General features: G+C 66.9%; 26 protein-coding genes. 2 read left to right on the forward strand and 24 right to left on the reverse strand.

Going from position 1 to position 26,911, the window contains the following annotated elements; translation table 11 throughout:
• Window positions 1-57 precede the first annotated feature (57 nt).
• The 15 genes from O3X23_RS33780 to rpsJ form a co-directional block, all read right to left on the reverse strand.
• A complete protein-coding gene (locus tag O3X23_RS33780) occupies window positions 58-243 on the reverse strand; it encodes a type Z 30S ribosomal protein S14 (protein ID WP_073492416.1) in 186 nt (61 codons plus the stop codon).
• Between the two features lie 2 nt (window positions 244-245).
• A complete protein-coding gene (gene rplE / locus O3X23_RS33785) occupies window positions 246-803 on the reverse strand; it encodes a 50S ribosomal protein L5 (protein WP_138352906.1) in 558 nt (185 codons plus the stop codon).
• Window positions 803-1,126 carry a 50S ribosomal protein L24 gene (rplX, locus tag O3X23_RS33790; RefSeq protein ID WP_138352905.1) on the reverse strand — a complete coding sequence of 108 codons (324 nt, stop codon included), beginning with the start codon at window positions 1,124-1,126 and terminating at the stop codon, window positions 803-805. Before rplX ends, rplE begins: the two co-directional genes overlap by 1 nt.
• Window positions 1,127-1,129: 3 nt before the next feature.
• Window positions 1,130-1,498, reverse strand: a complete 369-nt coding sequence (gene rplN / locus O3X23_RS33795; RefSeq protein ID WP_269276314.1) for a 50S ribosomal protein L14 — start codon at window positions 1,496-1,498, stop codon at window positions 1,130-1,132.
• A gap of 97 nt (window positions 1,499-1,595) precedes the next feature.
• On the reverse strand, window positions 1,596-1,880 hold the full coding sequence (gene rpsQ / locus O3X23_RS33800; RefSeq protein ID WP_138352904.1) for a 30S ribosomal protein S17: 285 nt from the start codon (window positions 1,878-1,880) through the stop codon (window positions 1,596-1,598).
• Complete coding sequence (gene rpmC / locus O3X23_RS33805; protein ID WP_138352903.1) at window positions 1,880-2,107, reverse strand: 50S ribosomal protein L29; 228 nt, start codon at window positions 2,105-2,107, stop codon at window positions 1,880-1,882. The genes rpsQ and rpmC overlap by 1 nt, the downstream gene beginning before the upstream one ends.
• Window positions 2,107-2,526: a 50S ribosomal protein L16 gene (gene rplP, locus O3X23_RS33810; RefSeq protein ID WP_138352902.1), complete on the reverse strand. Its 420-nt coding sequence runs from the start codon at window positions 2,524-2,526 to the stop codon at window positions 2,107-2,109. The genes rpmC and rplP overlap by 1 nt, the downstream gene beginning before the upstream one ends.
• A 4-nt stretch (window positions 2,527-2,530) precedes the next feature.
• Window positions 2,531-3,370 carry a 30S ribosomal protein S3 gene (gene rpsC, locus O3X23_RS33815; RefSeq protein ID WP_138352901.1) on the reverse strand — a complete coding sequence of 280 codons (840 nt, stop codon included), beginning with the start codon at window positions 3,368-3,370 and terminating at the stop codon, window positions 2,531-2,533.
• On the reverse strand, window positions 3,370-3,717 hold the full coding sequence (gene rplV / locus O3X23_RS33820) for a 50S ribosomal protein L22 (RefSeq protein WP_138352992.1): 348 nt from the start codon (window positions 3,715-3,717) through the stop codon (window positions 3,370-3,372). Before rplV ends, rpsC begins: the two co-directional genes overlap by 1 nt.
• Window positions 3,718-3,760: 43 nt before the next feature.
• Entirely contained in the window at window positions 3,761-4,042 is a 282-nt protein-coding gene (rpsS, locus tag O3X23_RS33825; RefSeq protein ID WP_138352900.1) for a 30S ribosomal protein S19, read from the reverse strand.
• Between the two features lie 12 nt (window positions 4,043-4,054).
• Entirely contained in the window at window positions 4,055-4,891 is an 837-nt protein-coding gene (gene rplB / locus O3X23_RS33830) for a 50S ribosomal protein L2 (RefSeq protein WP_138352899.1), read from the reverse strand.
• A 39-nt stretch (window positions 4,892-4,930) separates the two neighbouring features.
• A complete protein-coding gene (rplW, locus tag O3X23_RS33835; RefSeq protein WP_138352898.1) occupies window positions 4,931-5,266 on the reverse strand; it encodes a 50S ribosomal protein L23 in 336 nt (111 codons plus the stop codon).
• Window positions 5,266-5,943, reverse strand: coding sequence for a 50S ribosomal protein L4 (rplD, locus tag O3X23_RS33840; protein ID WP_269276322.1), 678 nt, complete (start codon window positions 5,941-5,943; stop codon window positions 5,266-5,268). Before rplD ends, rplW begins: the two co-directional genes overlap by 1 nt.
• A 4-nt stretch (window positions 5,944-5,947) precedes the next feature.
• Entirely contained in the window at window positions 5,948-6,592 is a 645-nt protein-coding gene (rplC, locus tag O3X23_RS33845; RefSeq protein ID WP_164297319.1) for a 50S ribosomal protein L3, read from the reverse strand.
• Window positions 6,593-6,605: 13 nt separating this feature from the next.
• Window positions 6,606-6,914, reverse strand: a complete 309-nt coding sequence (gene rpsJ, locus O3X23_RS33850) for a 30S ribosomal protein S10 (protein ID WP_138352895.1) — start codon at window positions 6,912-6,914, stop codon at window positions 6,606-6,608.
• Window positions 6,915-7,392: 478 nt separating this feature from the next.
• Between rpsJ and O3X23_RS33855 the strand changes: the two genes are divergently transcribed.
• Window positions 7,393-8,973: a N,N-dimethylformamidase beta subunit family domain-containing protein gene (locus O3X23_RS33855; RefSeq protein ID WP_269276327.1), complete on the forward strand. Its 1,581-nt coding sequence runs from the start codon at window positions 7,393-7,395 to the stop codon at window positions 8,971-8,973.
• A gap of 28 nt (window positions 8,974-9,001) precedes the next feature.
• Here the strand turns inward: O3X23_RS33855 and O3X23_RS33860 are convergent, their stop codons facing one another.
• Window positions 9,002-10,021: a hypothetical protein gene (locus O3X23_RS33860; RefSeq protein WP_269276329.1), complete on the reverse strand. Its 1,020-nt coding sequence runs from the start codon at window positions 10,019-10,021 to the stop codon at window positions 9,002-9,004.
• Window positions 10,018-11,313 (reverse strand): MFS transporter, encoded by a 1,296-nt coding sequence (locus O3X23_RS33865; protein WP_269276330.1) that lies wholly within the window; start codon window positions 11,311-11,313, stop codon window positions 10,018-10,020. The genes O3X23_RS33860 and O3X23_RS33865 overlap by 4 nt, the downstream gene beginning before the upstream one ends.
• Window positions 11,314-11,475: 162 nt before the next feature.
• Between O3X23_RS33865 and O3X23_RS33870 the strand changes: the two genes are divergently transcribed.
• Window positions 11,476-13,530, forward strand: coding sequence for a PIG-L family deacetylase (locus O3X23_RS33870; protein ID WP_269276331.1), 2,055 nt, complete (start codon window positions 11,476-11,478; stop codon window positions 13,528-13,530).
• Window positions 13,531-13,620: 90 nt separating this feature from the next.
• Here O3X23_RS33870 and tuf read toward each other — a convergent pair whose 3' ends face one another.
• The 7 genes from tuf to rpoB form a co-directional block, all read right to left on the reverse strand.
• Window positions 13,621-14,814 carry an elongation factor Tu gene (gene tuf, locus O3X23_RS33875; RefSeq protein ID WP_269276332.1) on the reverse strand — a complete coding sequence of 398 codons (1,194 nt, stop codon included), beginning with the start codon at window positions 14,812-14,814 and terminating at the stop codon, window positions 13,621-13,623.
• Window positions 14,815-14,996: 182 nt separating this feature from the next.
• Window positions 14,997-17,132, reverse strand: a complete 2,136-nt coding sequence (gene fusA / locus O3X23_RS33880; protein ID WP_269276333.1) for an elongation factor G — start codon at window positions 17,130-17,132, stop codon at window positions 14,997-14,999.
• A 38-nt stretch (window positions 17,133-17,170) separates the two neighbouring features.
• Window positions 17,171-17,641, reverse strand: coding sequence for a 30S ribosomal protein S7 (gene rpsG / locus O3X23_RS33885; RefSeq protein ID WP_138352889.1), 471 nt, complete (start codon window positions 17,639-17,641; stop codon window positions 17,171-17,173).
• A gap of 2 nt (window positions 17,642-17,643) precedes the next feature.
• Entirely contained in the window at window positions 17,644-18,015 is a 372-nt protein-coding gene (rpsL, locus tag O3X23_RS33890; protein WP_138352888.1) for a 30S ribosomal protein S12, read from the reverse strand.
• A 289-nt stretch (window positions 18,016-18,304) separates the two neighbouring features.
• On the reverse strand, window positions 18,305-18,784 hold the full coding sequence (locus tag O3X23_RS33895; RefSeq protein ID WP_269276355.1) for a DUF1707 and DUF4190 domain-containing protein: 480 nt from the start codon (window positions 18,782-18,784) through the stop codon (window positions 18,305-18,307).
• 197 nt (window positions 18,785-18,981) lie between these two features.
• On the reverse strand, window positions 18,982-22,881 hold the full coding sequence (locus O3X23_RS33900; RefSeq protein WP_269276334.1) for a DNA-directed RNA polymerase subunit beta': 3,900 nt from the start codon (window positions 22,879-22,881) through the stop codon (window positions 18,982-18,984).
• Window positions 22,882-23,038: 157 nt separating this feature from the next.
• Complete coding sequence (gene rpoB / locus O3X23_RS33905) at window positions 23,039-26,524, reverse strand: DNA-directed RNA polymerase subunit beta (RefSeq protein WP_269276335.1); 3,486 nt, start codon at window positions 26,522-26,524, stop codon at window positions 23,039-23,041.
• Between the last annotated feature and the right edge of the window lie 387 nt (window positions 26,525-26,911).

Genomic DNA, 26,911 nt, shown 5'->3' on the forward strand with positions numbered 1-26,911 from the left:
CCGTCCTGATGCTTACCGAGAGTTCCTGGTCACCGGATTCCCCGAAGGGAACCGGATCTACCAGGAGCTCTTGGTCACGCCCGGCAGCTCGCCACGGTGAGCCATCTCACGAAGGCACACGCGGCACAGGCCGAACTTGCGGTAGACAGAGTGCGGCCGGCCACAGCGCTGGCAGCGGTTGTAGCCGCGCACAGCGAACTTGGGCTTGCGAGCGGCCTTAGCGATCAGAGCCTTCTTCGCCACGGTCACATCTCCTTGAACGGGAAGCCGAGGTGACGAAGCAGGGCACGACCCTCGTCGTCGTTGGTCGCCGTGGTAACCACGGTGATGTCCATGCCCCGGACCCGGTCGATCTTGTCCTGGTCGATCTCGTGGAACATGACCTGCTCCGTGAGACCGAAGGTGTAGTTGCCCCGGCCGTCGAACTGCTTCGGCGACAGGCCGCGGAAGTCACGGATACGCGGCAGTGCGAGTGACAGCACGCGGTCCAGGAACTCCCACATACGGTCACCGCGGAGGGTGACGTGGGCGCCGATCGGCTGGCCCTCACGCAGCTTGAACTGCGCGATGGACTTGCGGGCCTTGGTGACCTGCGGCTTCTGGCCGGTGATCGTGGCGAGGTCGCGGATGGCGCCCTCGATCAGCTTGGAGTCGCGGGCGGCGTCGCCCACACCCATGTTGACCACGATCTTGGTCAGACCCGGGATCTGCATGACGTTCTCGAAAGAGAACTCCTCGTGCAGCTTGCCCGAGATTTCCTCGCGGTAGCGCGTCTTCAGACGCGGCGTGGTGGTGGCAGTCATCAGATGTCCTCACCCGTCCGCTTGGCAACGCGGATCTTGTTGCCTTCGTCGTCGAAGCGGTAACCGACGCGGGTGACGACCTTCTTGCCGTCCTTCTCCACGATCAGCTGAACATTGCTGATGTGGATGGGGGCTTCGGTCGTGATGATCCCGCCGGTCTTGCTACCGCGGTCGGACTGGCCGGCCTTGGTGTGCTTCTTGACCCGGTTGACACCCTCGACGAGGACACGGCTCTCAGTGGGGTAGGCCACAATGACCTTGCCCTGCTTGCCGCGGTCCTTGCCGGTGATGACCTGGACCAGGTCGCCCTTCTTGATCTTCATCGGTTACAGCACCTCCGGCGCGAGAGAAACGATCTTCATGAACTTCTTCTCGCGCAGCTCACGGCCCACCGGGCCGAAGATGCGGGTGCCGCGGGGGTCGCCATCGTTCTTCAGAATGACGGCGGCGTTCTCGTCGAACCGGATGTACGAGCCGTCGGGACGACGGCGCTCCTTGACGGTCCGGACGATGACCGCCTTGACGACCTCGCCCTTCTTCACGTTGCCACCGGGGATCGCGTCCTTGACGGTGGCGACGATGACGTCACCGATTCCCGCGTAGCGGCGACCCGAACCACCGAGAACACGGATGCAAAGGATTTCCTTCGCACCAGTGTTGTCGGCGATCCGCAGTCGCGACTCCTGCTGGATCACGTCTATCTCCTGTTTGTCGCGTCGGTTCCCGGTGGGGGCGGGTTACCCCGCCCCCACCGAGCCTGACGGAACGGTCCTGAAGGAAAGCCTTCAGGGATTACTTGGCCTTCTCGAGGATCTCCACGACGCGCCAGCGCTTGGTGGCAGAGGTCGGCCGGGTCTCCATGAGGAGGACACGGTCGCCGATGCCGGCAGCGTTCTGCTCGTCGTGCGCCTTGAGCTTGTTGGTGCGCCGGATGACCTTGCCGTACAGGGCGTGCTTCACACGGTCCTCGACGGCGACCACTACGGTCTTGTCCATCTTGTCGCTGACCACAAGGCCCTCACGGGTCTTGCGGAAGCCGCGCTGCTCGGAGGTCTCAGTCACATTCTTCTCGCTCATCAGGCGCTCTCCACCGTCTCGATGCCCAGCTCGCGCTCGCGCATCAAGGTGTAGATCCGGGCGATGTCCTTGCGGACGACCTTGAGCCGGTTGTTGTTCTCGAGCTGTCCCGTGGCCGCTTGGAAGCGGAGGTTGAACAGCTCCTCCTTGGCTTCGCTCAGCTTGGCGAGGAGTTCCTCGTCGCCAAGCGTGCGCAGCTCGGTGGCCTTAGTGGTACCGGCCGCCATCACGATTCACCTGCCTCGCGCCGCACAATGCGGCACTTCATCGGAAGCTTGTGGGCGGCGCGGGTGAGCGCCTCCTTGGCAACCTTCTCGTTCGGGAAGGACAGCTCGAACATCACCCGACCGGGCTTGACGTTCGCGATCCACCACTCCGGCGAACCCTTACCGGAACCCATGCGGGTCTCAGCAGGCTTCTTGGTCAGCGGACGGTCCGGGTAAATGTTGATCCAGACCTTGCCGCCGCGCTTGATGTGACGGGTGATGGAGATACGAGCGGACTCGATCTGCCGGTTCGTCACATAGGCCGGGGTGACGGCCTGCAGGCCGTACTCACCGAACGCGAGTTCGGTGCCGCCCTTGGCCATGCCCGAGCGCTTCGGGTGGTGCTGCTTGCGGTGCTTGACCCTGCGGGGGATCAGCATTGGGTCAGGCCTCCGTTCCGGGAGTGTCCGCAGCCGGAGCCTCGACAGCGGCGGGGGCCTCGGCCTTGGGAGCCGAACCGCCGTCCGTCTGGGGCTTGCGGCCACGGCCGCCGCGCTCGCCACCGCGGCGCTGCGGACGGTCGGTTCCACCGGCGCCGGGACCACGCGACGGGCGGTTGCCCGCACGGGCCGCGGCGTTGTCGGCGCGAACCTCTGCGATGTTCTTGACGTTGCCCTTGTAGATCCACACCTTCACACCGATGCGGCCGAAGGTGGTCTTGGCCTCGAAGAAGCCGTAGTCCACATTGGCGCGCAGGGTGTGCAGCGGCACACGGCCTTCGCGGTAGAACTCGGAGCGGGACATCTCGGCGCCGCCGAGACGGCCACCACACTGGATCTTGATGCCCTTGGCGCCGGCCTTCATCGTGCCCTGCATGCTCTTACGCATGGCGCGACGGAAGGAGACACGCGAGGAGAGCTGCTCGGCGACGGCCTGGGCCACCAGCTGAGCGTCCATCTCGGGGTTCTTGACCTCGAGGATGTTCAGCTGCACCTGCTTGCCGGTCAGCTTCTCCAGGTCGCCGCGGATGCGGTCGGCCTCGGCACCACGACGGCCGATGACGATGCCGGGACGCGCGGTGTGGATGTCCACACGCACACGGTCACGGGTGCGCTCGATCTCAACCTTCGAGATGCCGGCGCGCTCCATGCCCTGCGTCATCATCTTGCGGATGGCGACGTCTTCCTTGACGTAGTCCTTGTACAGCTTGTCGGCGTACCAACGAGACTTGAAGTCCGTGGTAATTCCGAGCCGGAACCCGTACGGGTTAACCTTCTGGCCCATTACCGGGTCCCTTCCTTGCTGCTGACGACCACGGTGATGTGGCTGGTCCGCTTGCGGATCCGGTAAGCACGGCCCTGGGCACGCGGACGGAACCGCTTCAGGGTCGGGCCTTCGTCGACATACGCCTCAGTGATGACGAGAGACTCGGCATCGGAGTGGTCGTAGTTGTGCGCGGCGTTGGCAATGGCGCTGTCAAGCACCTTGCCTACCGGCACGCTCGCGGCCTGCGGGGCGAAACGCAGGACCGCCTGAGCCTCCGTGGCATTCATGCCACGGATGAGGTCCACCACGCGGCGGGCCTTCATGGGCGTGACGCGGATGTACCGCGCCTGGGCCCTGGCTTCCATGGTTGTCCCTTCGGTGTCAGTCATAGTCTTCGCACTCCGCCGATCAGCGACGCTTCGTCTTGCGGTCGTCCTTGACGTGGCCGCGGAACGTGCGGGTCGGCGAGAACTCGCCGAGCTTGTGGCCGACCATGGACTCGGTGACGAACACCGGGACGTGGATCTTGCCGTTGTGCACCGCGATCGTGTGGCCCAGCATCGCCGGAATGATCATGGAGCGACGGGACCAGGTCTTGATGACGTTGTGGGTGCCTGCCTCGTTCTGTACGTCCACCTTCTTGATGAGGTGGTCGTCGACGAAGGGCCCCTTCTTGAGACTGCGCGGCATCTAAACCTGCTCCTAGCGCTTCTTGTTCGTCTTGCGGCGGCGGACGATGTACTTGCTGCTTGCCTTCTTCGGCGAGCGAGTACGACCCTCCTTCTGACCCCACGGGGAGACCGGGTGGCGACCACCGGAGGTCTTACCCTCACCACCACCGTGCGGGTGGTCGACAGGGTTCATCGCGACACCGCGGACGGTCGGGCGGACGCCCTTCCAGCGCATACGGCCGGCCTTGCCCCAGTTGATGTTCGACTGCTCGGCGTTGCCGACCTCGCCAACAGTGGCGCGGCAGCGGACGTCGACCAGGCGGACCTCACCGGACGGCATACGAAGGGTGGCCATGGAGCCCTCCTTCGCCAGCAGCTGGACCGAAGCACCCGCGGAACGGGAGATCTTCGCGCCGCCGCCGGGACGCAGCTCGATAGCGTGGATGGTCGTACCCACCGGGATGTTGCGCAGCGGGAGGTTGTTGCCCGGCTTGATGTCGGCCGTGGGGCCGTTCTCAACCCGGTCGCCCTGGCTCAACTTGGCCGGGGCAATGATGTAGCGCTTCTCGCCGTCTGCGTAGTGCAGCAGCGCGATGCGTGCGGTGCGGTTCGGGTCGTACTCGATGTGAGCGACCTTCGCCGGAACGCCGTCCTTGTCATGACGACGGAAGTCGATGACTCGGTAAGCACGCTTGTGACCGCCACCCTGGTGGCGAACAGTGATGCGACCCGAGCTGTTACGCCCACCCTTGCTGTGCAAAGGGCGGACCAGCGACTTCTCCGGCGTGGACCGCGTGATCTCGACGAAGTCGGCGACGCTGGAGCCACGACGGCCCGGCGTCGTCGGCTTGTACTTGCGGATACCCATTTCTCAGTCCTCGTCCGATATCGGACGACACGGACTCCGTTAGGAGACCGGGCCGCCGAAGATGTCGATTCGGTCGCCCTCAGCGAGGGTCACGATGGCGCGCTTGGTGTCCTTGCGCTTGCCGAAACCGGTCTTGGTGCGCTTGCGCTTACCCTGCCGGTTGATCGTGTTGACCCCGGTGACCTTGACCGAGAAGACCGCCTCGACGGCCTGCTTGATCTGGGTCTTGTTGCTGCCCGGCGCGACGATGAACGTGTACTTGTTCTCGTCCAGGAGCGCGTAGCTCTTCTCGGAAACCACCGGCTTGACCAGGATGTCACGGGGGTCCGTGAAGGTCTTGCTGGTGACGACCGCGGCGGTCTTGGTCTCACTCATCAGGCGTCGTTCCCTTCGAGCTCATCCTCGGAGGCAACGGCCTTGGCGGACGCGGCGGGACCCGCCACGAAACGCTCGAAGGCATCCTTCGTGAAGACCACTTCGTCGGAGACGAGCACGTCGTAGGTGTTCAGCTGACCGGCTTCCAGGATGTGGACCTGGGGCAGGTTGCGGGCGGACAGCCACGCGGCCTCGTCAGCGCGCTCGACGACCAGGAGCACGTTCTTACGCTCCGAGATCTTGCCGAACAGCGTCCTGGCGGACTTCGTGGAAGGCGTCGTGCCCTCGATCACGCCGGAGACGACGTGAATGCGGGAGTGACGCGCCCGGTCGGTCAGGGCGCCGAGGAGGGCGGCCCGGATCATCTTCTTCGGCGTCCGCTGGGAGTAGTCACGCGGCTTCGGACCGTGGACGACGCCACCGCCCGCGAACTGCGGAGCGCGGGTCGAACCCTGGCGGGCGCGGCCGGTGCCCTTCTGGCGGTAAGGCTTGCGCCCACCACCGCGGACCTCGCCGCGACGCTTGGTGCTGTGCGTGCCCTGGCGGGCGGCAGCGAGCTGTGCCACGACGACCTGGTGGATCAGCGGAATGCTGACCTTGGCGTCGAAGATCTCGGCGGGAAGCTCAAGGCTGCCGGTCTTGTCGCCCGCGGGCGACAGGATGTCAATGGTGCTCATATCCTCAAGCCCCCTTGGCCGCGGTACGGACCAGGATGAGGCCGCCGTTCGGACCAGGTACCGCTCCCTTGATGAGGAGCAGGCCCTTCTCCGCGTCAACGGCGTGGACGGTCAGATTCTGTGTGGTCACACGCTCTCCACCCATCCGGCCGGCCATCTTCATGCCCTTGAAGACACGACCCGGGGTGGCGCAGCCACCGATGGAGCCGGGGGAGCGGTGCTTGCGCTGAACGCCGTGACCGGCGCCGAGACCCTTGAAGTTGTGACGCTTCATGACACCGGCGAAACCCTTGCCCTTGCTGGTGCCGGTCACATCGACCTTGACACCGGACTCGAAGGTCGCAGCGGTGATCTCCTGGCCCAGCGTGTACTCACTGGCGTCAGGCGTACGAAGCTCCACCAGGTGGCGGCGCGGGGTTACGTCGGCCTTGGCGAAGTGACCCTTGAGGGGCTTGTTCACCTTGCGCGGGTCAATCTCGCCGAAGGCGATCTGAACCGACTCGTAGCCGTCGACGTCGTTGGTGCGGACCTGGGTCACGACACACGGGCCGGCCTTGATGACGGTCACCGGCACAATGCGGTTGTTCTCGTCCCAGACCTGCGTCATGCCGAGCTTCTCGCCCAGGACGCCCTTAATGCTCTTAGCCATCTCGCGCGTCACCTCAGAGCTTGATCTCGATGTCGACGCCAGCCGGGAGGTCGAGACGCATCAGCGAGTCAACCGTCTTCGGCGTGGGGTCGAGAATGTCGATGAGCCGCTTGTGGGTGCGCATCTCGAAGTGCTCGCGCGCATCCTTGTACTTGTGCGGCGACTTGATGACGCAGTACACGTTCTTCTCAGTGGGCAGCGGCACCGGGCCTGCGACGTGCGCACCAGTACGCGTCACCGTCTCGACGATCTTCTTCGCCGAGGAGTCGATGACCTCGTGGTCGTACGCCTTGAGCCGGATGCGGATCTTCTGTCCCGCCATGGCTACTCCGTAGTCCTTTGTCTCGTAACGCTCTGGAACCCGGTCGGTACTGCCTCTTCGCCGACCCACGCGGTCGGGTGTGTCGCACCCCTTCTCATAAATTTCCGCAAGCGGAAATCCCTCGGAGAAGGAAGCGCGGCGCTCTCACCGCAGGATGTGGGGAAGACTCCCACCGGGTGCCTGGCCGGAACCGCACTAACGCTTCCCGGAAGATTCCCGTACGTCCGCCATGCCACCGAGGTGGATCATGACGACGAGTACTGTGGGACTCGCTTCCGGTCCTCCCGACGGGAGGCGCGCAGCATCGGCGCTCGACCGAGCAACTTGGCTAGTGTGCCATATGGGGCACACTCGACGCCAATCGAGCCGGTGACAGTACCACCTGGGCACGCGGGGCAACCAAAGGCCGCCCCGGCCCGTCCTCTTCGGCGGAGTTCCCTGACCTGACGGGGACACGTCGGACGAGAAAGAGTGTGCGTTGAAGAGGCTGCCCCGTCTGGTACTGCTCACGGCCGCTCTCGCGCTGTTCGCCGGCGCGTGCGGCGCACCGGGCGGCGGGCCGGTGTCGCCGCCCGCCAGGACCCCCAAGGCCGCTCCCCCGCTCGACATGGACAGCTGGTCGGTGACGGCGGAGAACGAGCGGCCGGGCAGCACCGCCTGGCGGCTGCGCGACCCGGGGCCGTCCGACGCGATCGAGGGCTTCGCCGACCATGTCAGCGTCACCTCAGGAGAATCGTTTCGCCTGTTCGTCTCCACCACCGCCAGGAGCTTCCACGTCGAGGCGTTCCGGATGGGCTGGTACCAGGGGAAGCAGGGCCGCAAGGTCTGGTCGTCGGCCGCCCAGCACGGTGAGCGGCAGGCCGGCCCGGCGACGGTGCCCGGCATATACATGGTCAGCGCACCGTGGAAGCCGTCCCTGACGGTGAGCACCAAGAACTGGCCGCAGGGCAGCTACCTGCTCAAGCTCGTCTCCAGCGCGGGCCACGACCGCTGGGTGACGCTGACGATCCGCTCCACCTCCACCGCCGGGCGCACCGTCTTCGTGAACGCGGTCACCACGTGGGCCGCGTACAACAAGTGGGGCGGCGGCACCAACGTCTACGGCGACTCGCGCGGCACGACGGGACCCGGCTACGCCAAGCGCTCGCGCAAGGCCAGCTTCGACCGGCCGTACGACGGCAAGGGCTCGCCCTTCAACTGGTACGAGCTGCCGATGCTGAGCGTCGCGGAGCGGATGGGCATACCGCTCGCCTACGCGACCGACACCGACCTCGACAACTCCGCGGAGCTGTTCCGCGGCGCCCGCTCGGTGATCTTCTCCGGGCACGACGAGTACTGGTCGGCGGGGATGCGCGACAACACCCTCAAGATCCGCGACTCCGGGGTGAACATCGCCTTCTTCTCCTCCAACGCCGCCTACCGGCACATACGGCTGGAGCCCAGCTCTCTGGGGAAGGACCGCGTGGTGGTCGTCTACAAGGACCCCGCGGAGGACCCGATGATCCTCAAGGACCCCAGTCAGGCCACCCAGCAGTGGCGGCTGCCGCCCGACCCGCGCCCGGAGAGCGTCCTGACCGGCGTGCTGTACGAGTGCAACCCGGTCTACGCGCCCTTCGTCGTCACCGACCCCGACGCGTGGATGTTCCGCGGCACCGGCGCCAAGGCCGGCAGCAAGTACATCGGGCTGGTCGGCGTCGAGTCGGACCGGCTGATGGCCGGGGTCCCGGTGCCGCGCCCGATCCAGGTCGTCGGGGACTCCCCGCTGACCTGCCGCGGCGCCAGGACCCGGGCCAACGCGGCCTATTACACGGTGCCTTCGGGTGCCGGGGTCTTCGCCACCGGCACCATGAGCTGGGCCTGCAGCGTCTACGGCAACACCGGCTGCCGCGAGCGGTCCGGCGGCAAGCGGGTGCCCGAGGCGTCCGCGGAGTTCGCCCGCCAGGTCTCCGAGAACATCCTGCGCGTCTTCGCCGCCGGCCCGGCCGGCCGCACGTACCCGGCACAGGACAACTACGACCGCTACGTCTCCCCGCCGAGCACGATGTCGTTCGCCCACTGAACCGGCCCCGGCCCCCTGCGCGGAGCGCTCAGCGGACGACGCTCGGGCCGTAGGCGCCCGTCACCATCAGCTGGGGCCTGCCCGAGCCGTCCGCGGGCTGGCGCCACACGTCGAAGGCGCTGCTGCCGGTCGGCAGGGAGTACGCAATGGTGCGGTTGTCCAGCCAGTCGCCCTGGTCGTCCACGCTGCGGGTCTCGGCGAGCGCCGTCTCCCGCATGGAGGCCAGGTCCAGCACGTACAGCCGCCAGGGCTTCGACGGGTCGTCGGAGACCTTCTTCTTGAAGACCAGCCGGGTGCCGTCCGGGGAGATCGACGGGCACTCCACGTTCTCCCGCAGCACCGTCATCGTGCGGGCCGCGAAGTCGCCGCGGACCAGGAACGTGCCGCCGTTGGCGGCACTGCCCAGCGTCGCGTAGAAGGTGTTGTCGTCCTTGAGGAACGACACCCCCCAGAAGTTCCGGTCCGGCGGTGTGAAGTCCTTGCCATTCCGCCGGACCTCGAACGCCTCCAGGGTCGGCACCACCGTGTCGGTGCGCGCGTCGTAGATGCCGGTGCGGGTGGAGAACCCCGCCGAGGTGTACGAGTCCCCGTAGACGAACGCCGTCCAGGCCGCCATCCGGCCGTCGGCGGAGAGCCGGGCCCGGCTGGGCAGCCCGGGCAGCTGGATCCGCTTGAGCAGCTTCATCCGGCTGTCGCGCAGCTCCGCGTAGTGGTGCACGACCAGGCCGCTCTCGCCGGCCAGGCAGAGCAGCCGGCCGGCCGCCGCGTAACTGCGCTCGCAGGCCTGCGTGTCGACCTGCCGGCCGCCCTGCGGGCTGCCCACCCGCACCTGCGCCAGCCGGCCGAAGCCAGGGCCCTTGGCGGTGTCGCGGAAGACCAGCCGGGCGCTGCCGCCCGGGGCGAGGTCGACCGCGCCGGCGACCGGGCGCACGCCCTCACCGCCCGCGGCGCGGGCCTTGTCGCGCTGCAGGGCGTACACGGTGTACCCGACGGCCACCGAGGCCAGCACGGCCACGCACACCACGAAAACTATGATCCGGTTCTTCATACGCCGGCCACCTCAGGACCGTGGGCGGCACCAGGCCGCAGCATCACCATGCAGAGCAGCACGGCGGCCGTCAGGGCGACGGTGAATCCTTGGATGGTGTTCTCCGGGCCCCAGCGCATCCAGGCGGCGCCGAACGCCACGGAGGAGACGGAGCGGCCCAGGGTCTGGGTGGTCTGCAGCACGGACAGCCCGCTGGTGCGCAGCTCCTCGGGGATCAGCGGCCCGGCGTGCGCCATCAGGACGCCGTCGGTCGCCGCGTAGAACAGCCCGTGCAGGGCCAGGACGACGAGGATCAGGGCCGTGCCCCGCAGGTCGAGGACACCGCCTGTCAGCAGGTAGGCGCCGATCAGACAGGCGTGCCCGGCCAGGAAGATCTTCCAGCGGCCTATCCGGTCGGCCAGCCCGCCCAGCGGCACCGCCGCCAGCAGGTACACGCCGGTCGTGCCGAGCGGCAGCAGCGGGAACCAGGAGATCGCCAGGTCGGTGCGGTCCTGCAGCGCCAGGTAGATGAACGCGTCGGACACCGTCGCCAGGCCCAGCAGGCAGGCCCCGACGCAGGCCCGCCGGAACGCCGCGTTGCCGAGCATCCCCAGGCCCGCGCGGAGCGAGACCGCGACCCTGGCCGTCTTCTTCCGCGTGAACGGGTCCCGGACGAACAGCACGAGGGCCACCACGCCGACCGCGCCGATGCAGAAGCTCACCACGAACACCGCGTCGTACGCGGTGCCCAGCTGCGTGCTCATCATCGACATCAGGGCGAAGGCGATGACCGGGCCGATGAAGGCGCCGACGGTGTCCATCGCCCGGTGCACACCGAACGCCCGGCCCTGCGACTCCGGCGGGGTGGACAGCGAGATCAGCGCGTCGCGCGGGGCGGTCCTGATCCCCTTGCCGGCCCGGTCGACGGCCATCATCATCCCGATACCCGGCACCGACGCGCCCACCAGGGGGAATCCGAGCTTCGTCACCGCCGACATGAGGTAGCCGGAGCCCGCCACGGCCTTGCGTGCGGTGAACTTGTCGGCGAGGTAGCCGCCGACGATGCGCAGCAGGGCCGTCGACCCCGAGTACACGCCGTCCAGGAAGCCGAACTGCAGCATGCTCAGGCCGAGTCCGGTGACCAGATACACGGGGAGGACCGCGGTGACCATCTCCGAGGAGATGTCGGTGATCAGGCTCGTCATCCCCAGGGCGAGCACGTTCGCCGACACCAGGCCGCGCCAGCCCCGACGGCGGCCCGGCCGTTCCTCGGACCGGGCCTTGTCGCCCGCCCGGGTCTCCGACAGATACACGCATCGCTCCCTTAACGCCCTGGTTGCCCGACGGACCACCCTAGGTCAGTCGCTGTGCAGGTTCTCGCACGCAACCTCGGGGCCCACTTCTCGCTCCTACCTGTTGTGAGCGTCTCTACGAGGCGAAGGTTGTCCCGCAGGGAACTCCTTGTCGCCACAGCCATGTCCACGGCGGCAGCCGCCGTGGGCTGCACCAGCACGCCGTCCGACGCGAAACCGGTCGCGGAGCCCGACCCGAGCGCGGTCCAGGCGTACCGTCCCGGTGCGAAACCGCTGCTCCTCCAGGTCCTCGCGCATCCGGACGACGACCTCTACTTCATGAACCCCGACACCCTGCACGCCGTGCGCGGCGGTGTGCCGGTGGTCTCGGTCTACGTGACGGCCGGCGAGTCCGTGGGCGTGAACCACGCGCCGCGCACCCCCAGGCCGAAGCCCGACCGGCAGGCGTACTCCTCCGCCCGCCACCAGGGGCTGCGCCAGGCGTACGCCACCATGCTCGGCCTCGACAAGTTCACCCCGTGGCGCCACTCCGCGCTGCGGCTGACCGGCGGACTCACCGTCGAGCTCGACCAGTTGGCGAACGGCGACCGCCGGGCCGATCTGGTCTTCGTGAACCTGTCGATGGGCGAGGGGAACCGGAACCTCATGGGACTCCCCCATCTGTGGGCGGTCCCCGGCATCACCCTGGACACGGTGGTGGCCACCGGCTCTCCCGTCAGGAAGTCCTCCAAGGTCGGCCACCAGACCCTGGTGGACTCGCTGGCCGCGCTGCTGGAGCGCTACCAGCCGACGCTGGTGCAGACCCTGGACCCCGATCCCGACATCCAGGTGCACGACGCGGCCCACCACCAGAACAGCGACCAGGACGGCTACTCCGACCACCGCGACCACACACCCGCCGCGCTCTTCGCCTGGAAGGCGCTCGCCCAGTGGGTCGCCGCCGGCGTCAAGGCGGACGGCGGTGAAGTACCGCGGTTCGTGACCACCGCGTACCGCGGGTACTACAACCAGCGCTGGCCCCGCAATCTCCCGCAGTCCGTGGTCCGGGAGAAGAACGCGTACCTGCTCCCCTACGGCGGGGACCCGGAGTGGGACTGCGGCAACGCCGCCGGGTGCGGGGACTACGGCGTCGGCCAGAACTCTCCGCTGACCAACCCCAAGGGCTGGGTCCGCTCCACGCACTACCGCTACCCCGGTGCCCGGCCCGCGGCCTTCGCCGGCCCGGACGGGCGGCTGGAGGCGTTCAGCGTGCTCGGCACCCGGGCCGTGCGCTGGCAGGAGAACACGCCCGGCAGCGGCCGGTGGACCGATCCGCAGGACCTCGGCGGCGGGCCGCTGGCCCCCGCGCTGGCCGCCGTGAAGGACTCCACGGGCCGCCGGCTGCTGTTCGCCCTGCGGTTCTCCTCGCTGCGGGGCCAGGGCGGGCACAACGCGCGCGAGATCGTCCTGCTGGAGCAGGGCTCCCCCGACGGCCCCTTCCGTGCCTGGAAGGGTCTGGGCAACCCGGAACCCACGGAGGACCGCGGCCGCCGGATCGGCTGCCCGGTCGCGATATCCACCCCCGACGGGCGGGTCCACCTCTTCGTCCGGAGCGCCGCCAAGGGCGTCTGGACCAAGGTCAGGGAGCCCGGCGGCACGTGGGGCGACTGGCGCGACCTCGGCGGCGACGAGGTGCAGGACGGCCTGGCGGTCGTCCTCGACGGCCGGGCGCGCATCCACGTCTTCGCCGCCGGCCGCGACACCGTGCACCACTGGACGCAGCCCGCTCCCGGGCAGCCGATGGCCTTCCAGGCCCTGCGGGACATGCCGCAGCCCGGCGAACCGCCGTCCGCGGCGCTCGCCCCCGACGGCACCCTCGCGGTGGCCTACCGGCGGCCGGTCACCGGGGAGCTGGTCCTGCGGACGGTCGACGGCACCGCGTCGCGCGACGGCGTGCTGACACCCGCGCAGCTGAGCGGGTACGGCGGCTACGCCGATGTCGCGGTGGGCGCCGCGCCGGGCCGCGGCGGGCTGCTGCTGCTCGGCAAGGAGCTGGACGGCACCGTCAAGCTCCTGGACACCGCGCAGCCGGGACGGCCGCGCGAACGGCCGCCGTTCGCGCTCCCGGTCGGCACGCCCACCCTGCTGCACGGCCCCGACGGACGGGCGTACGTGGTCGGCCTGGACTTCGCCGCCACCCCATGGGTCTGGCGGACCGAGACGCAGTCCACGGCGTAGGGCGGCGCTCCCGGGAAAGGCCGAGGGCCCTGCCCCCACCGCGAACGGTGGGGGCAGGGCCCTCGGTGTGTTGCTCGCTAGAGCGTCAGATCACTTGGTGATCTTGACGACCTGGCCGGCGCCCACGGTACGGCCACCCTCGCGGATGGCGAACTTCAGGCCCTCTTCCATGGCGATCGGCTGAATCAGCGAGACCGTCATGGCGGTGTTGTCGCCCGGCATGACCATCTCGGTGCCCTCGGGGAGGGTAACGACGCCGGTCACGTCAGTCGTCCGGAAGTAGAACTGCGGACGGTAGTTGTTGAAGAAGGGGGTGTGACGGCCACCCTCGTCCTTCGACAGGATGTAGGCCTGGGCCTCAAACTCGGTGTGCGGCGTGACCGTACCCGGCTTGATGATGACCTGGCCGCGCTCGACGTCCTCGCGCTTGATGCCACGGAGGAGCAGACCGACGTTCTCGCCCGCCTGGCCCTCGTCGAGCAGCTTGCGGAACATCTCGATGCCGGTGACCGTGGTGGTGGTCTTGGTCTCCTTGATGCCGATGATGTCGACAGTCTCGTTGACCTTGAGCACACCGCGCTCGATACGACCGGTGACGACGGTGCCACGACCGGTGATCGTGAAGACGTCCTCGATCGGCATCAGGAACGGCTTCTCGACGTCACGTGCCGGAGTCGGGATCGACTCGTCGACGGCCGCCATGAGGCCGAGGAGCTTCTCGCCCCACTCCTTGTCGCCCTCGAGTGCCTTGAGCGCCGACACGCGCACGACCGGAAGGTCGTCGCCCGCGTACTCGTACTCGGAGAGGAGCTCACGGACCTCGAGCTCGACGAGCTCCAGGATCTCCTCGTCGTCCACCATGTCGGCCTTGTTCAGGGCGACGACGATGTACGGAACGCCGACCTGGCGGGCCAGGAGCACGTGCTCCTTGGTCTGCGGCATCGGGCCGTCGGTCGCGGCGACAACGAGGATGGCGCCGTCCATCTGCGCCGCACCCGTGATCATGTTCTTGATGTAGTCCGCGTGACCGGGGCAGTCGACGTGCGCGTAGTGACGCGACTCCGTCTGGTACTCGACGTGCGCGATCGAGATCGTGATACCGCGCTGGCGCTCCTCAGGAGCCTTGTCGATCTGGTCGAAGGCCGAGGCCTCGTTCAGGTCCGGGTACGCGTCATGCAGCACCTTGGTAATCGCCGCGGTCAGCGTCGTCTTACCGTGGTCGATGTGACCGATGGTGCCGATGTTGACGTGCGGCTTAGTCCGCTCGAACTTCGCCTTCGCCACTGGGGTCCTCCTGGGAGTGGTTCTGTACGCCTTGCTTCATCGGCGCCAGGTGATCTTTGCTGGAATGCGGGCTGCCGGGGCATCCGCCACGCTACTCAGGGCCGAAGCCCCTGTGGATTGTGCCGAATGCCCCGATGCCTGCTGTCAAGCCTAAAGGGTTGAGCAGAACTGCGAATTGAGCGCTACTCGCCCTTGGCCTTCGCGATGATCTCCTCAGCGACGTTCCGCGGAACCTCGGCGTAGGAGTCGAACTGCATCGAGTAGCTTGCGCGACCCGAGGTCTTGCTGCGGAGGTCTCCGACGTAGCCGAACATCTCCGACAGGGGCACGAGACCCTTGACGACACGGGCGCCGCTGCGCTCCTCCATGGCCTGGATCTGGCCACGGCGGGAGTTCAGGTCGCCGATGACGTCGCCCATGTAGTCCTCGGGCGTGGTGACCTCAACGGCCATCATCGGCTCGAGCAGTACGGGGCTCGCCCTGCGAGCACCCTCCTTGAACGCCTGCGAACCGGCGATCTTGAAGGCGAGCTCGGAGGAGTCAACCTCGTGGTAACCACCGTCGAGAAGGGTGATGCGAACACCCACCATCTCGTAACCGGCCAGGATGCCGAACTTCATGGCTTCCTGGGCGCCCGCGTCCACCGAGGGGATGTACTCGCGGGGGATGCGGCCACCGGTGACCTTGTTCACGAATTCGTACGAGGCGTCGCCGCCCTCGATGGGCTCCATCGAGATCTGTACCTTCGCGAACTGGCCGGTGCCACCAGTCTGCTTCTTGTGCGTGTAGTCGATCCGGTCGACAGTCTTGCGGATCGTCTCGCGGTATGCGACCTGGGGCTTGCCGACGTTCGCCTCGACGCGGAACTCGCGCTTCATGCGGTCGACCAGCACCTCGAGGTGAAGCTCGCCCATACCACCGATGATGGTCTGGCCGGTCTCCTCGTCGGAGTGGACCTGGAACGAGGGGTCCTCTTCAGCGAGACGCTGAATGGCGACGCCCAGACGCTCCTGGTCACCCTTGGACTTGGGCTCGATCGCGACCTGAATGACCGGGGCCGGGAAGTCCATGGACTCCAGGATGACCGGCTTCTTCTCGTCGCACAGCGTCTCACCGGTGGTGGTCTGCTTCAGGCCCATGACGGCGATGATGTCGCCGGCGCCCACCGCCGCGATCTCCTCACGCTTGTTCGCGTGCATACGGTAGATCTTGCCGATGCGCTCCTTCTTGCCCTTCACCGAGTTCAGCACCGAGGTGCCGGTCTCGAGGCGGCCCGAGTAGACCCGGACGAAGGTGAGCTTGCCCAGGTGCGGGTCGCTCATGATCTTGAACGCAAGACCGGAGAACGGCTCGTCCTCGGACGGGCGACGCTTCACGACCACCGACGGGTCCTTGACGTCGTGGCCTTCGATGGCCTCGATGTCCAGGGGCGACGGCAGGTAGCGGACCACGGCGTCGAGCAGGGGCTGAACGCCCTTGTTCTTGAACGCGGAACCACAGAACACGGGCGTGAAGGTCGGCTTGCCCTGGTGCTCGGAGTCGGTCGAGGCGATGGTGGCGCGACGGATCGCGGCCATCAGTGCCTCTTCCGAAGGCTCTTCGCCCTCGAGGAACAGCTCCATCATCTCGTCGTCATGCTCCGCGATGGTCTCGAGGAGCTTGCCACGCCATTCCTGGGCGGCTTCGACGTGACTGGCCGGGATGTCGACGGTGTCGTACATCTCGCCCTTGGTGGCCTCGGCGGACCACACCATCGCCTTCATGGCGACGAGGTCGACAACGCCCTTGAAGTCCATCTCCGTGCCGATGGGCAGCTGCATGACGAGCGGAACCGCACCGAGGCGGTCCACGATCATGTCGACGCAGCGGTGGAACTCGGCACCGGTCCGGTCAAGCTTGTTGACGAAGCAGATGCGCGGCACGCCGTAGCGGTCCGCCTGACGCCAAACGGTCTCGGACTGCGGCTCAACACCGGCAACACCGTCGAACACCGTGACGGCACCGTCGAGGACGCGGAGCGAACGCTCCACCTCGACCGTGAAGTCGACGTGCCCCGGGGTGTCGATGATGTTGATCGTGTGATCGACATCGTTCAGCGGCCAGTGGCAGGTCGTCGCGGCCGACGTGATCGTGATGCCGCGCTCCTGCTCCTGCTCCATCCAGTCCATCGTGGCTGCGCCATCGTGGACTTCACCGATCTTGTACGAGACGCCGGTGTAGAACAGGATCCGCTCGGTGGTCGTCGTCTTGCCCGCGTCGATGTGGGCCATGATCCCAATGTTGCGGACCTTGGCCAGGTCAAGCGAAGTGGTGGCCATTAGGCTCAGTCTTCTCTCGGTTTCGATGTGGGTAGTGACTACCAGCGGTAGTGCGCGAAGGCCTTGTTCGACTCGGCCATCTTGTGCGTGTCCTCGCGACGCTTGACAGAGGCGCCGAGACCGTTGCTGGCATCCAGCAGCTCGTTCATCAGGCGCTCGGTCATGGTCTTCTCACGGCGGGCGCGGGAGTAACCCACGAGCCAGCGCAGCGCGAGCGTGGAGGCACGGGCGGGGCGAACCTCGACCGGCACCTGGTAGGTCGCACCGCCGACGCGGCGGGACTTGACCTCCAGAGTCGGCTTGATGTTCTCAAGAGCGCGCTTCAGGGTGATGACCGGGTCGGTACCGGTCTTCTCCTTGAGGCCCTCGAGGGCGCCGTAAACGATCCGCTCGGCGGTGGAGCGCTTGCCGTGCAGGAGGATCTTGTTGACCAGCGAGGTCACCAGAGGAGATCCGTAGACCGGGTCGATGATGACCGGGCGCTTCGGGGCAGGACCCTTACGAGGCATGCTTACTTCTCCTTCTTGGCGCCGTAGCGGCTGCGGGCCTGCTTGCGGTTCTTGACGCCCTGGGTGTCCAGGGAGCCGCGGATGATCTTGTAGCGAACACCCGGCAGGTCCTTCACACGACCGCCACGCACGAGCACGATGGAGTGCTCCTGGAGGTTGTGGCCCTCGCCCGGAATGTAGGCGGTGACCTCAATCCCACTGGTCAGACGCACACGGGCCACCTTGCGAAGCGCCGAGTTCGGCTTCTTCGGGGTGGTCGTGTACACACGCGTGCAAACACCGCGACGCTGAGGGGAACCCTTCAGCGCGGGTGTCATATTCTTCTTGACCTTGTCCTGCCGGCCGTTCCGGACCAGCTGCTGGATCGTAGGCACCGTTTCTCCGGTTTCTGTGTGCCGATCTCGATAAAACTAACCTGGGGCACCGACCCACGCGGTCGGGTGTGTCGCGGACCCCGCACATCCCCGTGGAGCAGGGAACGTGCGTATGTCGGGTGCCGCGGCCTCGGTGTCCCCGTGCGATATCGGTAACCTCCCAGTCGAGACTGGGGGCACGCGCAAGGACCCGGGCACACCCCAGGCACAAGGTCAGATCGTACCTATCGCATCGGCTCCGGTCAAAACAAATGCATCAGCGCAGGACACGCCGCCCGTCCGGGACGCGCTATCCACCGGATCCGGCCACCGCGGCGAACATCACGAAGAACATGATCAGCGCGAAGAAGCCGGACACGATCCAGCCCAGCACCAGGCCGGCGACCGCGAAGCCGTCGCCCGACTCCCCCGTCCTGCGGATCTCCCTGCGCGCCTTGTGGCCGAGGACCACCGCCGGGATCGCCGTCACGAGCGTGAAGGTGCCCGCCAGCCCGCAGACGAACGACGCGACGGCGGAGGTGTTGGTGCGCGGCGGGGGCGGCAGGAACGTCTGCGGCACATAGCCCATCGGCTGGGACGGCTGCATGGACATCATCGGCGAGGGACCCTGCGGCAGGTCCCGCACCAGCAGCTGCAACTCACCGTAGGTACGCGCCTGGTAGGCGGTGGATATCCGCTGCTCGTACTCCGGCTGCTGCAGGCGGCCCTCGGCGAACGCGGCCTTCAGCACGTCCACCGTGCGTTCCCGGTCGGCGTTGGCCGCCAGCATGCCGGGTACCTGACCGGACTGTGGCAGCCGCCCGTTGCCCCACGGATCGATCGACACGCGCGACACCTCCCCGCCTCCGAATGTTCTCTCCATACTGACGGACGCACGGCGACCGTGCGAAGTTCCGCGAAAAGCCGCAAGGCGGCCGTCCCGGGAGGGGACGGCCGCCTTGCCGATCAGACTCTGCGGGACACGACTCAGCCGTTGTAGGGGCCGTAGTCGTAGTCCTCCAGGGGAACGGCCTGGCCGGAGCCGGTGCCGAAGGGCGAGTAGTCGATGTCGTCGTAACCGACGGCCGAGTACATCGCTGCCTTCGCCTCTTCGGTGGGCTCCACCCGGATGTTCCGGTAACGGGCGAGACCCGTACCGGCCGGGATGAGCTTACCGATGATGACGTTCTCCTTCAGGCCGAGCAGCGAGTCCGACTTGGCGTGGATCGCCGCGTCGGTCAGCACTCGGGTCGTCTCCTGGAAGGAGGCGGCCGACAGCCAGGACTCGGTCGCCAGCGAGGCCTTGGTGATACCCATCAGCTGCGGACGGCCGGAGGCGGGGTGACCGCCCTCGGAGACCACACGACGGTTCTCGGTCTCGAAGCGGCCGCGCTCGACGAGCTCGCCCGGAAGCAGCTCGGCGTCGCCCGACTCGATGATCGTCACGCGGCGGAGCATCTGCCGGATGATGATCTCGATGTGCTTGTCGTGGATCGACACGCCCTGGTTGTTGTAGACCTTCTGCACTTCGGCCACCAGGTGGATCTGAACCTGGCGCTGGCCGAGGATGCGCAGCACGTCGTGCGGGTTGGTGGCACCCACGGTCAGCTTCTGGCCGACCTCGACGTGGTCGCCCTCGCCCACCAGCAGACGGGACCGCTTGGAGATCGGGTAGGGGATCTCCTCGCTGCCGTCGTCCGGGGTGACGACGAGCTTCTTCGTCTTCTCGGTCTCCTCGATGCGGACCCGACCGACAGCCTCGGAGATCGGGGCGACACCCTTGGGGACACGGGCCTCGAAGAGCTCGACGACACGCGGCAGACCCTGCGTGATGTCGTCACCCGCCACACCACCGGTGTGGAAGGTACGCATCGTCAGCTGGGTACCGGGCTCACCGATCGACTGGGCCGCGATGATACCGACGGCCTCACCGATGTCCACCAGCTTGCCGGTGGCCAGCGAGCGTCCGTAGCAGAAGGCACAGGTGCCGACCGTGGACTCGCAGGTGAGGATCGAGCGGGTCTTGACCTGCTCGACACCGTGCTGGATCAGCTGGTCGATGAGCACGTCGCCCAGGTCGACGTTGGCCGGCGCGATCACCTTGCCGTCGATGACGACGTCCTCGGCGAGCATGCGGGCGTAGACGCTGGTCTCGACGTCGTCCGTCTTGCGAAGGACGCCGTCCTCGCCGCGCGCACCGATCTGCAGCTTGAGGCCGCGCTCGGTACCGCAGTCCTCCTCGCGGATGATGACGTCCTGCGAGACGTCCACCAGACGACGGGTGAGGTAACCCGAGTCGGCGGTACGCAGGGCGGTGTCCGCGAGACCCTTACGGGCACCGTGGGTGGAGATGAAGTACTCCAGCACGGACAGGCCCTCACGGAACGAGGCCTTGATGGGACGCGGGATGGTCTCGTTCTTCGCGTTCGACACCAGACCACGCATACCGGCGATCTGACGCATCTGCATCATGTTTCCTCGGGCACCCGAGTCAACCATCATGAAGATGGGGTTCGTCTTGGGGAAGTTCGCGTTCATCGCCTCGGCAACCTCGTTGGTCGCCTTGGTCCAGATCGCGATGAGCTCCTGCGTGCGCTCGTCCTTGGTGATCAGGCCGCGCTCGTACTGCTTCTGGACCTTCTCGTCCTGGTCCTCGTACCCCTTGACGATGGCCTTCTTGGCCTCGGGGACGACGATGTCCGTGACGGCGACGGTGACGCCGGAACGGGTGGCCCAGTGGAAGCCGGCCGCCTTCAGGTTGTCGAGCGTCGCCGCCACGATGACCTTCGGGTACCGCTCGGCGAGGTCGTTGACGATCTCGGAGAGCTGCTTCTTGCCGACCGCGTAGTCGACGAACGGGTAGTCCTCGGGCAGCAGCTCGTTGAAGAGCGCGCGTCCCAGGGACGTCCGCAGCCGGAACGTGTCGCCGACCTGGTAGCCCTGCTCGCCCTCTTCCTGGGCGGGCGGGGTCCAGCCGCGCGGCGGGACGGTGCCGACCGGGAAGCGGATGTCGACCTTCGACTGCAGCGAGAGCTCGCGGTTGTCGAACGCCATGATCGCTTCGGCGGTGGAACCGAACGCGCGGCCCTCGCCGATGAGCACGCGCTCTTCCGGCTCGGTGGTGAGGAAGAACAGACCCAGCACCATGTCCTGGGTCGGCATGGTGACGGGACGACCGTCGGCCGGCTTCAGGATGTTGTTCGAGGACAGCATCAGGATGCGGGCCTCGGCCTGCGCCTCTGCCGACAGCGGCAGGTGCACGGCCATCTGGTCACCGTCGAAGTCCGCGTTGAACGCGGTGCAGACGAGCGGGTGGATCTGGATGGCCTTGCCCTCGACCAACTGGGGCTCGAAGGCCTGGATGCCGAGGCGGTGCAGGGTCGGTGCACGGTTCAGCAGCACCGGGTGCTCTGCGATGACCTCTTCGAGGACGTCGTAGACGACGGTGCGACCGCGCTCGACCATGCGCTTGGCCGACTTGATGTTCTGCGCGTGGTTCAGGTCCACCAGGCGCTTCATCACGAACGGCTTGAAGAGCTCCAGCGCCATGGCCTTCGGCAGACCGCACTGGTGCAGCTTGAGCTGCGGGCCGACGACGATGACCGAACGGGCCGAGTAGTCGACTCGCTTGCCGAGGAGGTTCTGACGGAAACGACCCTGCTTGCCCTTGAGCATGTCGCTCAGGGACTTCAGCGGGCGGTTGCCGGGACCGGTGACCGGGCGACCACGGCGGCCGTTGTCGAACAGCGCGTCGACGGCCTCCTGCAGCATCCGCTTCTCGTTGTTCACGATGATCTCGGGGGCACCGAGGTCAAGGAGCCGCTTGAGGCGGTTGTTGCGGTTGATCACGCGGCGGTACAGGTCGTTCAGGTCGGAGGTCGCGAAGCGGCCACCGTCCAGCTGCACCATCGGACGCAGGTCCGGCGGGATGACCGGGACGCAGTCCAGCACCATGCCGTTGGGCTTGTTGGTGGTCTGCAGGAACGCCGAGACGACCTTGAGGCGCTTGAGCGCACGGGTCTTCTTCTGGCCCTTGCCGGTACGGATGATCTCGCGCAGACGCTCGGCCTCTTCTTCGAGGTCGAAGGTCTCCAGGCGCTTCTGCAGCGCCGCGGCACCCATCGAACCCGAGAAGTACGTACCGAAGCGCTCGCGCAGCTCGCGGTAGAGCAGCTCGTCGCCCTCGAGGTCCTGGACCTTGAGGTTCTTGAAGCGGGCCCACACCTCGTCGAGGCGGTCGATCTCGCGCTGGGCGCGGTCACGGAGCTGCTTCATCTCACGCTCGGCACCTTCGCGCACCTTGCGGCGCACGTCGGCCTTGGCGCCCTCGGCCTCCAGCTCGCCGAGGTCCGCTTCGAGCTTCTTCTGCCGGTTCTCGACATCGGAGTCCCGACGGTTCTCGACCTGCTGGCGCTCGACGGAGACCTGCGCCTCGAGGGAGGGCAGATCACGCGTCCGGCGCTCGTCGTCGACCCACGTGATCATGTAGGCCGCGAAGTAGATGACCTTCTCGAGGTCCTTCGGGGCGAGGTCGAGCAGGTAGCCCAGCCGCGACGGAACGCCCTTGAAGTACCAGATGTGGGTCACGGGAGCGGCCAGCTCGATGTGGCCCATCCGCTCACGACGCACCTTGGCGCGAGTTACCTCGACGCCGCAGCGCTCGCAGATGATGCCCTTGAAGCGGACACGCTTGTACTTACCGCAGTAGCACTCCCAGTCCCGGGTGGGGCCGAAGATCTTCTCGCAGAAGAGCCCGTCCTTTTCCGGCTTGAGGGTGCGGTAGTTGATGGTCTCCGGCTTCTTCACTTCGCCGTGCGACCAGGTACGAATGTCGTCCGCGGTGGCAAGGCCGATCCGCAGCTCGTCGAAGAAGTTGACGTCGAGCACTTGTCGTCAATCCCGCCTTCGGGTTTTACCCGACTAGTGACACTGCCGGGGTCGAGTGTCAAACATGGTCTGAACAGTCCGTGGGGTCACTCCGGGGCCGTGTTACCGACGCCCGGAGCGGCCGGGAAGCCGCGAGTGCGACTTCCCGGCCGGCCCGTCAGACCTCTTCGACGCTGCTCGGCTCACGCCGGGACAGGTCGATTCCGAGCTCTTCCGCGGCACGGAAGACGTCCTCGTCCGTGTCGCGCATCTCGATGGACATACCGTCCGAGGACAGCACCTCCACGTTGAGACACAGCGACTGCATTTCCTTGATGAGCACCTTGAAGGACTCGGGAATGCCGGGTTCGGGGATGTTCTCGCCCTTGACGATGGCCTCGTAGACCTTCACGCGGCCGAGCACGTCGTCGGACTTGATCGTCAGCAGCTCCTGGAGGGCGTAGGCGGCACCGTATGCCTCAAGGGCCCACACCTCCATTTCGCCGAATCGCTGGCCACCGAACTGCGCCTTACCACCCAGCGGCTGCTGCGTGATCATGGAGTACGGGCCGGTGGAGCGGGCGTGGAGCTTGTCGTCCACCAGGTGGTGGAGCTTCAGGATGTACATGTAGCCGACCGAGATCGGGTCCGGGAACGGCTCGCCGGAGCGGCCGTCGAACATCCGGGCCTTACCCGAGGGCAGCACCATCCGGTCGCCGTCGCGGTTCGGGATCGTGGCCTCGAAGAGGCCGGTGATCTCGTCCTCGCGCGCACCGTCGAACACCGGGGTGGCGACGTTGGAGCCGGCCGGCACCTTGTCGGCGCCGATGGACTCCAGCCGGCGGGCCCACTCGGTGGTGATCCCGGAGGTGTCCCAACCCTGCTGGGCGAGCCAGCCGAGGTGGATCTCCAGGACCTGTCCCGGGTTCATTCGGGACGGGACACCCAGCGGGTTGAGGATGATGTCGACCGGGGTGCCGTCCTCCAGGAACGGCATGTCCTCGACCGGCAGGATCTTCGAGATGACGCCCTTGTTGCCGTGACGGCCGGCAAGCTTGTCACCGTTGTTGATCTTGCGCTTCTGCGCGACGTAGACGCGGACCAGCTGGTTCACGCCCGGCGGCAGCTCGTCGCCCTCTTCGCGGTCGAAGACGCGGACGCCGATGACCTTGCCGGTCTCGCCGTGCGGCACCTTCAGCGAGGTGTCGCGCACTTCGCGCGCCTTCTCGCCGAAGATCGCGCGGAGCAGGCGCTCCTCCGGGGTCAGCTCGGTCTCGCCCTTGGGCGTGACCTTTCCGACCAGGATGTCGCCGGCGACGACGTCGGCACCGATGCGGATGATCCCGCGCTCGTCGAGGTCCGCGAGGACCTCTTCGGAGACGTTCGGGATGTCCCGGGTGATCTCCTCCGGGCCGAGCTTGGTGTCACGGGCGTCGACCTCGTGCTCCTCGATGTGGATCGAGGAGAGGACGTCGTCCTGGACCAGCCGCTGGCTGAGGATGATCGCGTCTTCGTAGTTGTGGCCCTCCCACGGCATGAATGCCACGAGGAGGTTCTTGCCGAGGGCCATCTCGCCCTCGTCGGTGGAGGGGCCGTCGGCCAGGACCTGGTTGGCGACGACGCGAGCGCCCTCGTCGACGACGACCTTCTGGTTGAAGGAGGTGCCCTGGTTCGAGCGGCTGAACTTCGCCACGCGGTACGTGGTGTAGGTGCCGTCGTCGTTGGCGACCGTGACGTAGTCCGCGGAGACCTCCTGGACCACACCGTCCTTCTCGGCCTTGATGACGTCACCGGCGTCGACCGCGCAGCGGTACTCCATGCCGGTGCCGACCAGCGGGGCCTCGCTCTTGATGAGCGGCACCGCCTGGCGCATCATGTTCGATCCCATGAGCGCGCGGTTGGCGTCGTCGTGCTCGAGGAACGGGATCATCGCGGTCGCGACCGACACCATCTGGCGCGGCGAGACGTCCATGTAGTCGACGTCGGCGCCGGGGATGTAGTCGATCTCGCCGCCACGGCGGCGGACCAGGACACGGGCCTCTTCGAAGTGGTTGTCGTCCGTCAGCGGCGCGTTTGCCTGCGCGATGACGAAGCGGTCCTCCTCGTCGGCCGTCAGGTAGTCGACGTCATCGGTGACGATGCCCTCGACGACCTTGCGGTACGGGGTCTCCACGAAGCCGAAGGCGTTGACCCGGCCGTAGGAGGCGAGCGAGCCGATCAGGCCGATGTTCGGGCCTTCGGGGGTCTCGATCGGACACATGCGGCCGTAGTGCGACGGGTGAACGTCACGGACCTCGAAGCCGGCGCGCTCACGGGACAGACCACCCGGGCCCAGCGCGGACAGACGACGCTTGTGGGTCAGACCCGACAGCGGGTTCGTCTGGTCCATGAACTGGGACAGCTGGCTGGTGCCGAAGAACTCCTTGATGGAGGCGACGACCGGCCGGATGTTGATCAGGGTCTGCGGCGTGATCGCCTCGACGTCCTGGGTGGTCATCCGCTCGCGGACGACGCGCTCCATACGAGCCAGGCCGGTACGGACCTGGTTCTGGATGAGCTCGCCGACGTTGCGCAGACGACGGTTGCCGAAGTGGTCGATGTCGTCGGTCTCGACGACGATGTTGCGGCCGTCCTCGCCCACGGTCTCGGTCTCACCGGCGTGCAGCTTGACCAGGTACTTGATGGTCGCGAGAACGTCGGCCGTGGTCAGCACGCCGGCGTCGAGCGGCTTGTCGCTGCCGAGCTTCTTGTTCACCTTGTAGCGGCCGACCTTCGCGAGGTCGTAGCGCTTCGGGTTGAAGTAGAGGTTCTCGAGCAGCGTCTGCGCGGCCTCGCGGGTCGGCGGTTCGCCCGGACGCAGCTTGCGGTAGATGTCGAGCAGCGCGTCGTCCTGGCCCTGGGTGTGGTCCTTCTCCAGGGTGGCGCGCATGGACTCGTACTCGCCGAACTCCTCGAGGATCTGCTCGGTCGTCCAACCGAGGGCCTTGAGGAGCACGGTGACCGACTGCTTGCGCTTGCGGTCGATGCGGACACCGACCATGTCGCGCTTGTCGATCTCGAGCTCGAGCCAGGCACCGCGGGACGGGATGACCTTCGCCGAGAAGATGTCCTTGTCGGACGTCTTGTCGATCGAGGAGTCGAAGTAGACGCCCGGCGAGCGGACCAGCTGCGAGACGACGACACGCTCGGTGCCGTTGATGCAGAAGGTGCCCTTGTTGGTCATGAGCGGGAAGTCGCCCATGAAGACCGTCTGAGACTTGATCTCGCCGGTCTCGTTGTTGGTGAACTCGGCGGTGACGAAGAGCGGAGCGCCGTACGTGAAGTCGCGCTCCTTGCACTCGTCGATCGAGTTCTTCGGAGGCTCAAAACGGTGGTCGCGGAAGGTGAGCGACATCGACCCGGAGAAGTCTTCGATCGGAGAGATCTCCTCGAAGATCTCTTCCAGACCCGACTTCCTGGGGACGTCCTGGCCACTTTCCAGAGCCGCCTCGACACGAGCCTTCCACGCGGCGTTGCCGAGCAGCCAGTCAAAGCTCTCGGTCTGCAGCGCGAGGAGGTTCGGTACCTCGAGGGGTTCCTTGATCTTCGCAAAAGAGATGCGCAGCGGTGAAGTGCTGGCACCGTTGTTCGTATTGGCAGTCGAGGCGTTGCGCGAGGCGGCCAAGAGGGGGTCCTTCCGAGGGCTCGGACTCACTACGCGCATACCGGTGTCCGCCCCCGAGCACACGGGGATGTCCACAAACGGGACATCTCTTCATTCCGTGCTCAGGCTTGGGGCTGTCCCTGGTGACGGGCCAGGCTACAGCTAACAGGCAGCGCAAAGGGTCAGTGTAGCCATTCGGCACACTGATGTCCAGGCAGAGATTCGGAGTACCGAATCATTGCCCCCTCGCCACTGTTGTCGACCCGGTCTCGGCACCGGATCTGTGCTCGACGCTAGGCATTCCCGCATCGCGGCCGATCCATGCCTCGGACCCCGGATCGAACTTACGACGCGTCCTGAGAATTGCGCGCCGCGTGCGGTTCGTCAAGGCCTCAGCCCCCCGGAGAT

It is taken from the genome of Streptomyces sp. H39-S7 (assembly GCF_027158205.1).
In the GTDB taxonomy this organism is placed as follows: domain Bacteria; phylum Actinomycetota; class Actinomycetes; order Streptomycetales; family Streptomycetaceae; genus Actinacidiphila.

Coding starts and splice junctions, on each gene's coding strand:
- O3X23_RS33860 (WP_269276329.1), bottom strand. CDS start 10,021: ATGAAGAACCGGATCATAGTTTTCGTGGTGTGCGTGGCCGTGCTGGCC.
- O3X23_RS33870 (WP_269276331.1), top strand. CDS start 11,476: ATGTCCACGGCGGCAGCCGCCGTGGGCTGCACCAGCACGCCGTCCGAC.
- rpsQ (WP_138352904.1), bottom strand. CDS start 1,880: ATGAGCGAGAAGAATGTGACTGAGACCTCCGAGCAGCGCGGCTTCCGC.
- rplW (WP_138352898.1), bottom strand. CDS start 5,266: ATGAGTGAGACCAAGACCGCCGCGGTCGTCACCAGCAAGACCTTCACG.
- rpsC (WP_138352901.1), bottom strand. CDS start 3,370: ATGGGCCAGAAGGTTAACCCGTACGGGTTCCGGCTCGGAATTACCACG.
- rpsJ (WP_138352895.1), bottom strand. CDS start 6,914: ATGGCGGGACAGAAGATCCGCATCCGGCTCAAGGCGTACGACCACGAG.
- rpsG (WP_138352889.1), bottom strand. CDS start 17,641: ATGCCTCGTAAGGGTCCTGCCCCGAAGCGCCCGGTCATCATCGACCCG.
- rplB (WP_138352899.1), bottom strand. CDS start 4,891: ATGGGTATCCGCAAGTACAAGCCGACGACGCCGGGCCGTCGTGGCTCC.
- rpmC (WP_138352903.1), bottom strand. CDS start 2,107: ATGGCGGCCGGTACCACTAAGGCCACCGAGCTGCGCACGCTTGGCGAC.
- rplE (WP_138352906.1), bottom strand. CDS start 803: ATGACTGCCACCACCACGCCGCGTCTGAAGACGCGCTACCGCGAGGAA.
- rplD (WP_269276322.1), bottom strand. CDS start 5,943: ATGAGCACCATTGACATCCTGTCGCCCGCGGGCGACAAGACCGGCAGC.
- O3X23_RS33895 (WP_269276355.1), bottom strand. CDS start 18,784: ATGCTGGCGGCCAACGCCGACCGGGAACGCACGGTGGACGTGCTGAAG.
- rpsS (WP_138352900.1), bottom strand. CDS start 4,042: ATGCCGCGCAGTCTCAAGAAGGGGCCCTTCGTCGACGACCACCTCATC.
- rplX (WP_138352905.1), bottom strand. CDS start 1,126: ATGAAGATCAAGAAGGGCGACCTGGTCCAGGTCATCACCGGCAAGGAC.
- rplC (WP_164297319.1), bottom strand. CDS start 6,592: ATGGCTAAGAGCATTAAGGGCGTCCTGGGCGAGAAGCTCGGCATGACG.
- fusA (WP_269276333.1), bottom strand. CDS start 17,132: ATGGCCACCACTTCGCTTGACCTGGCCAAGGTCCGCAACATTGGGATC.
- rplP (WP_138352902.1), bottom strand. CDS start 2,526: ATGCTGATCCCCCGCAGGGTCAAGCACCGCAAGCAGCACCACCCGAAG.
- rplV (WP_138352992.1), bottom strand. CDS start 3,717: ATGGAAGCCAGGGCCCAGGCGCGGTACATCCGCGTCACGCCCATGAAG.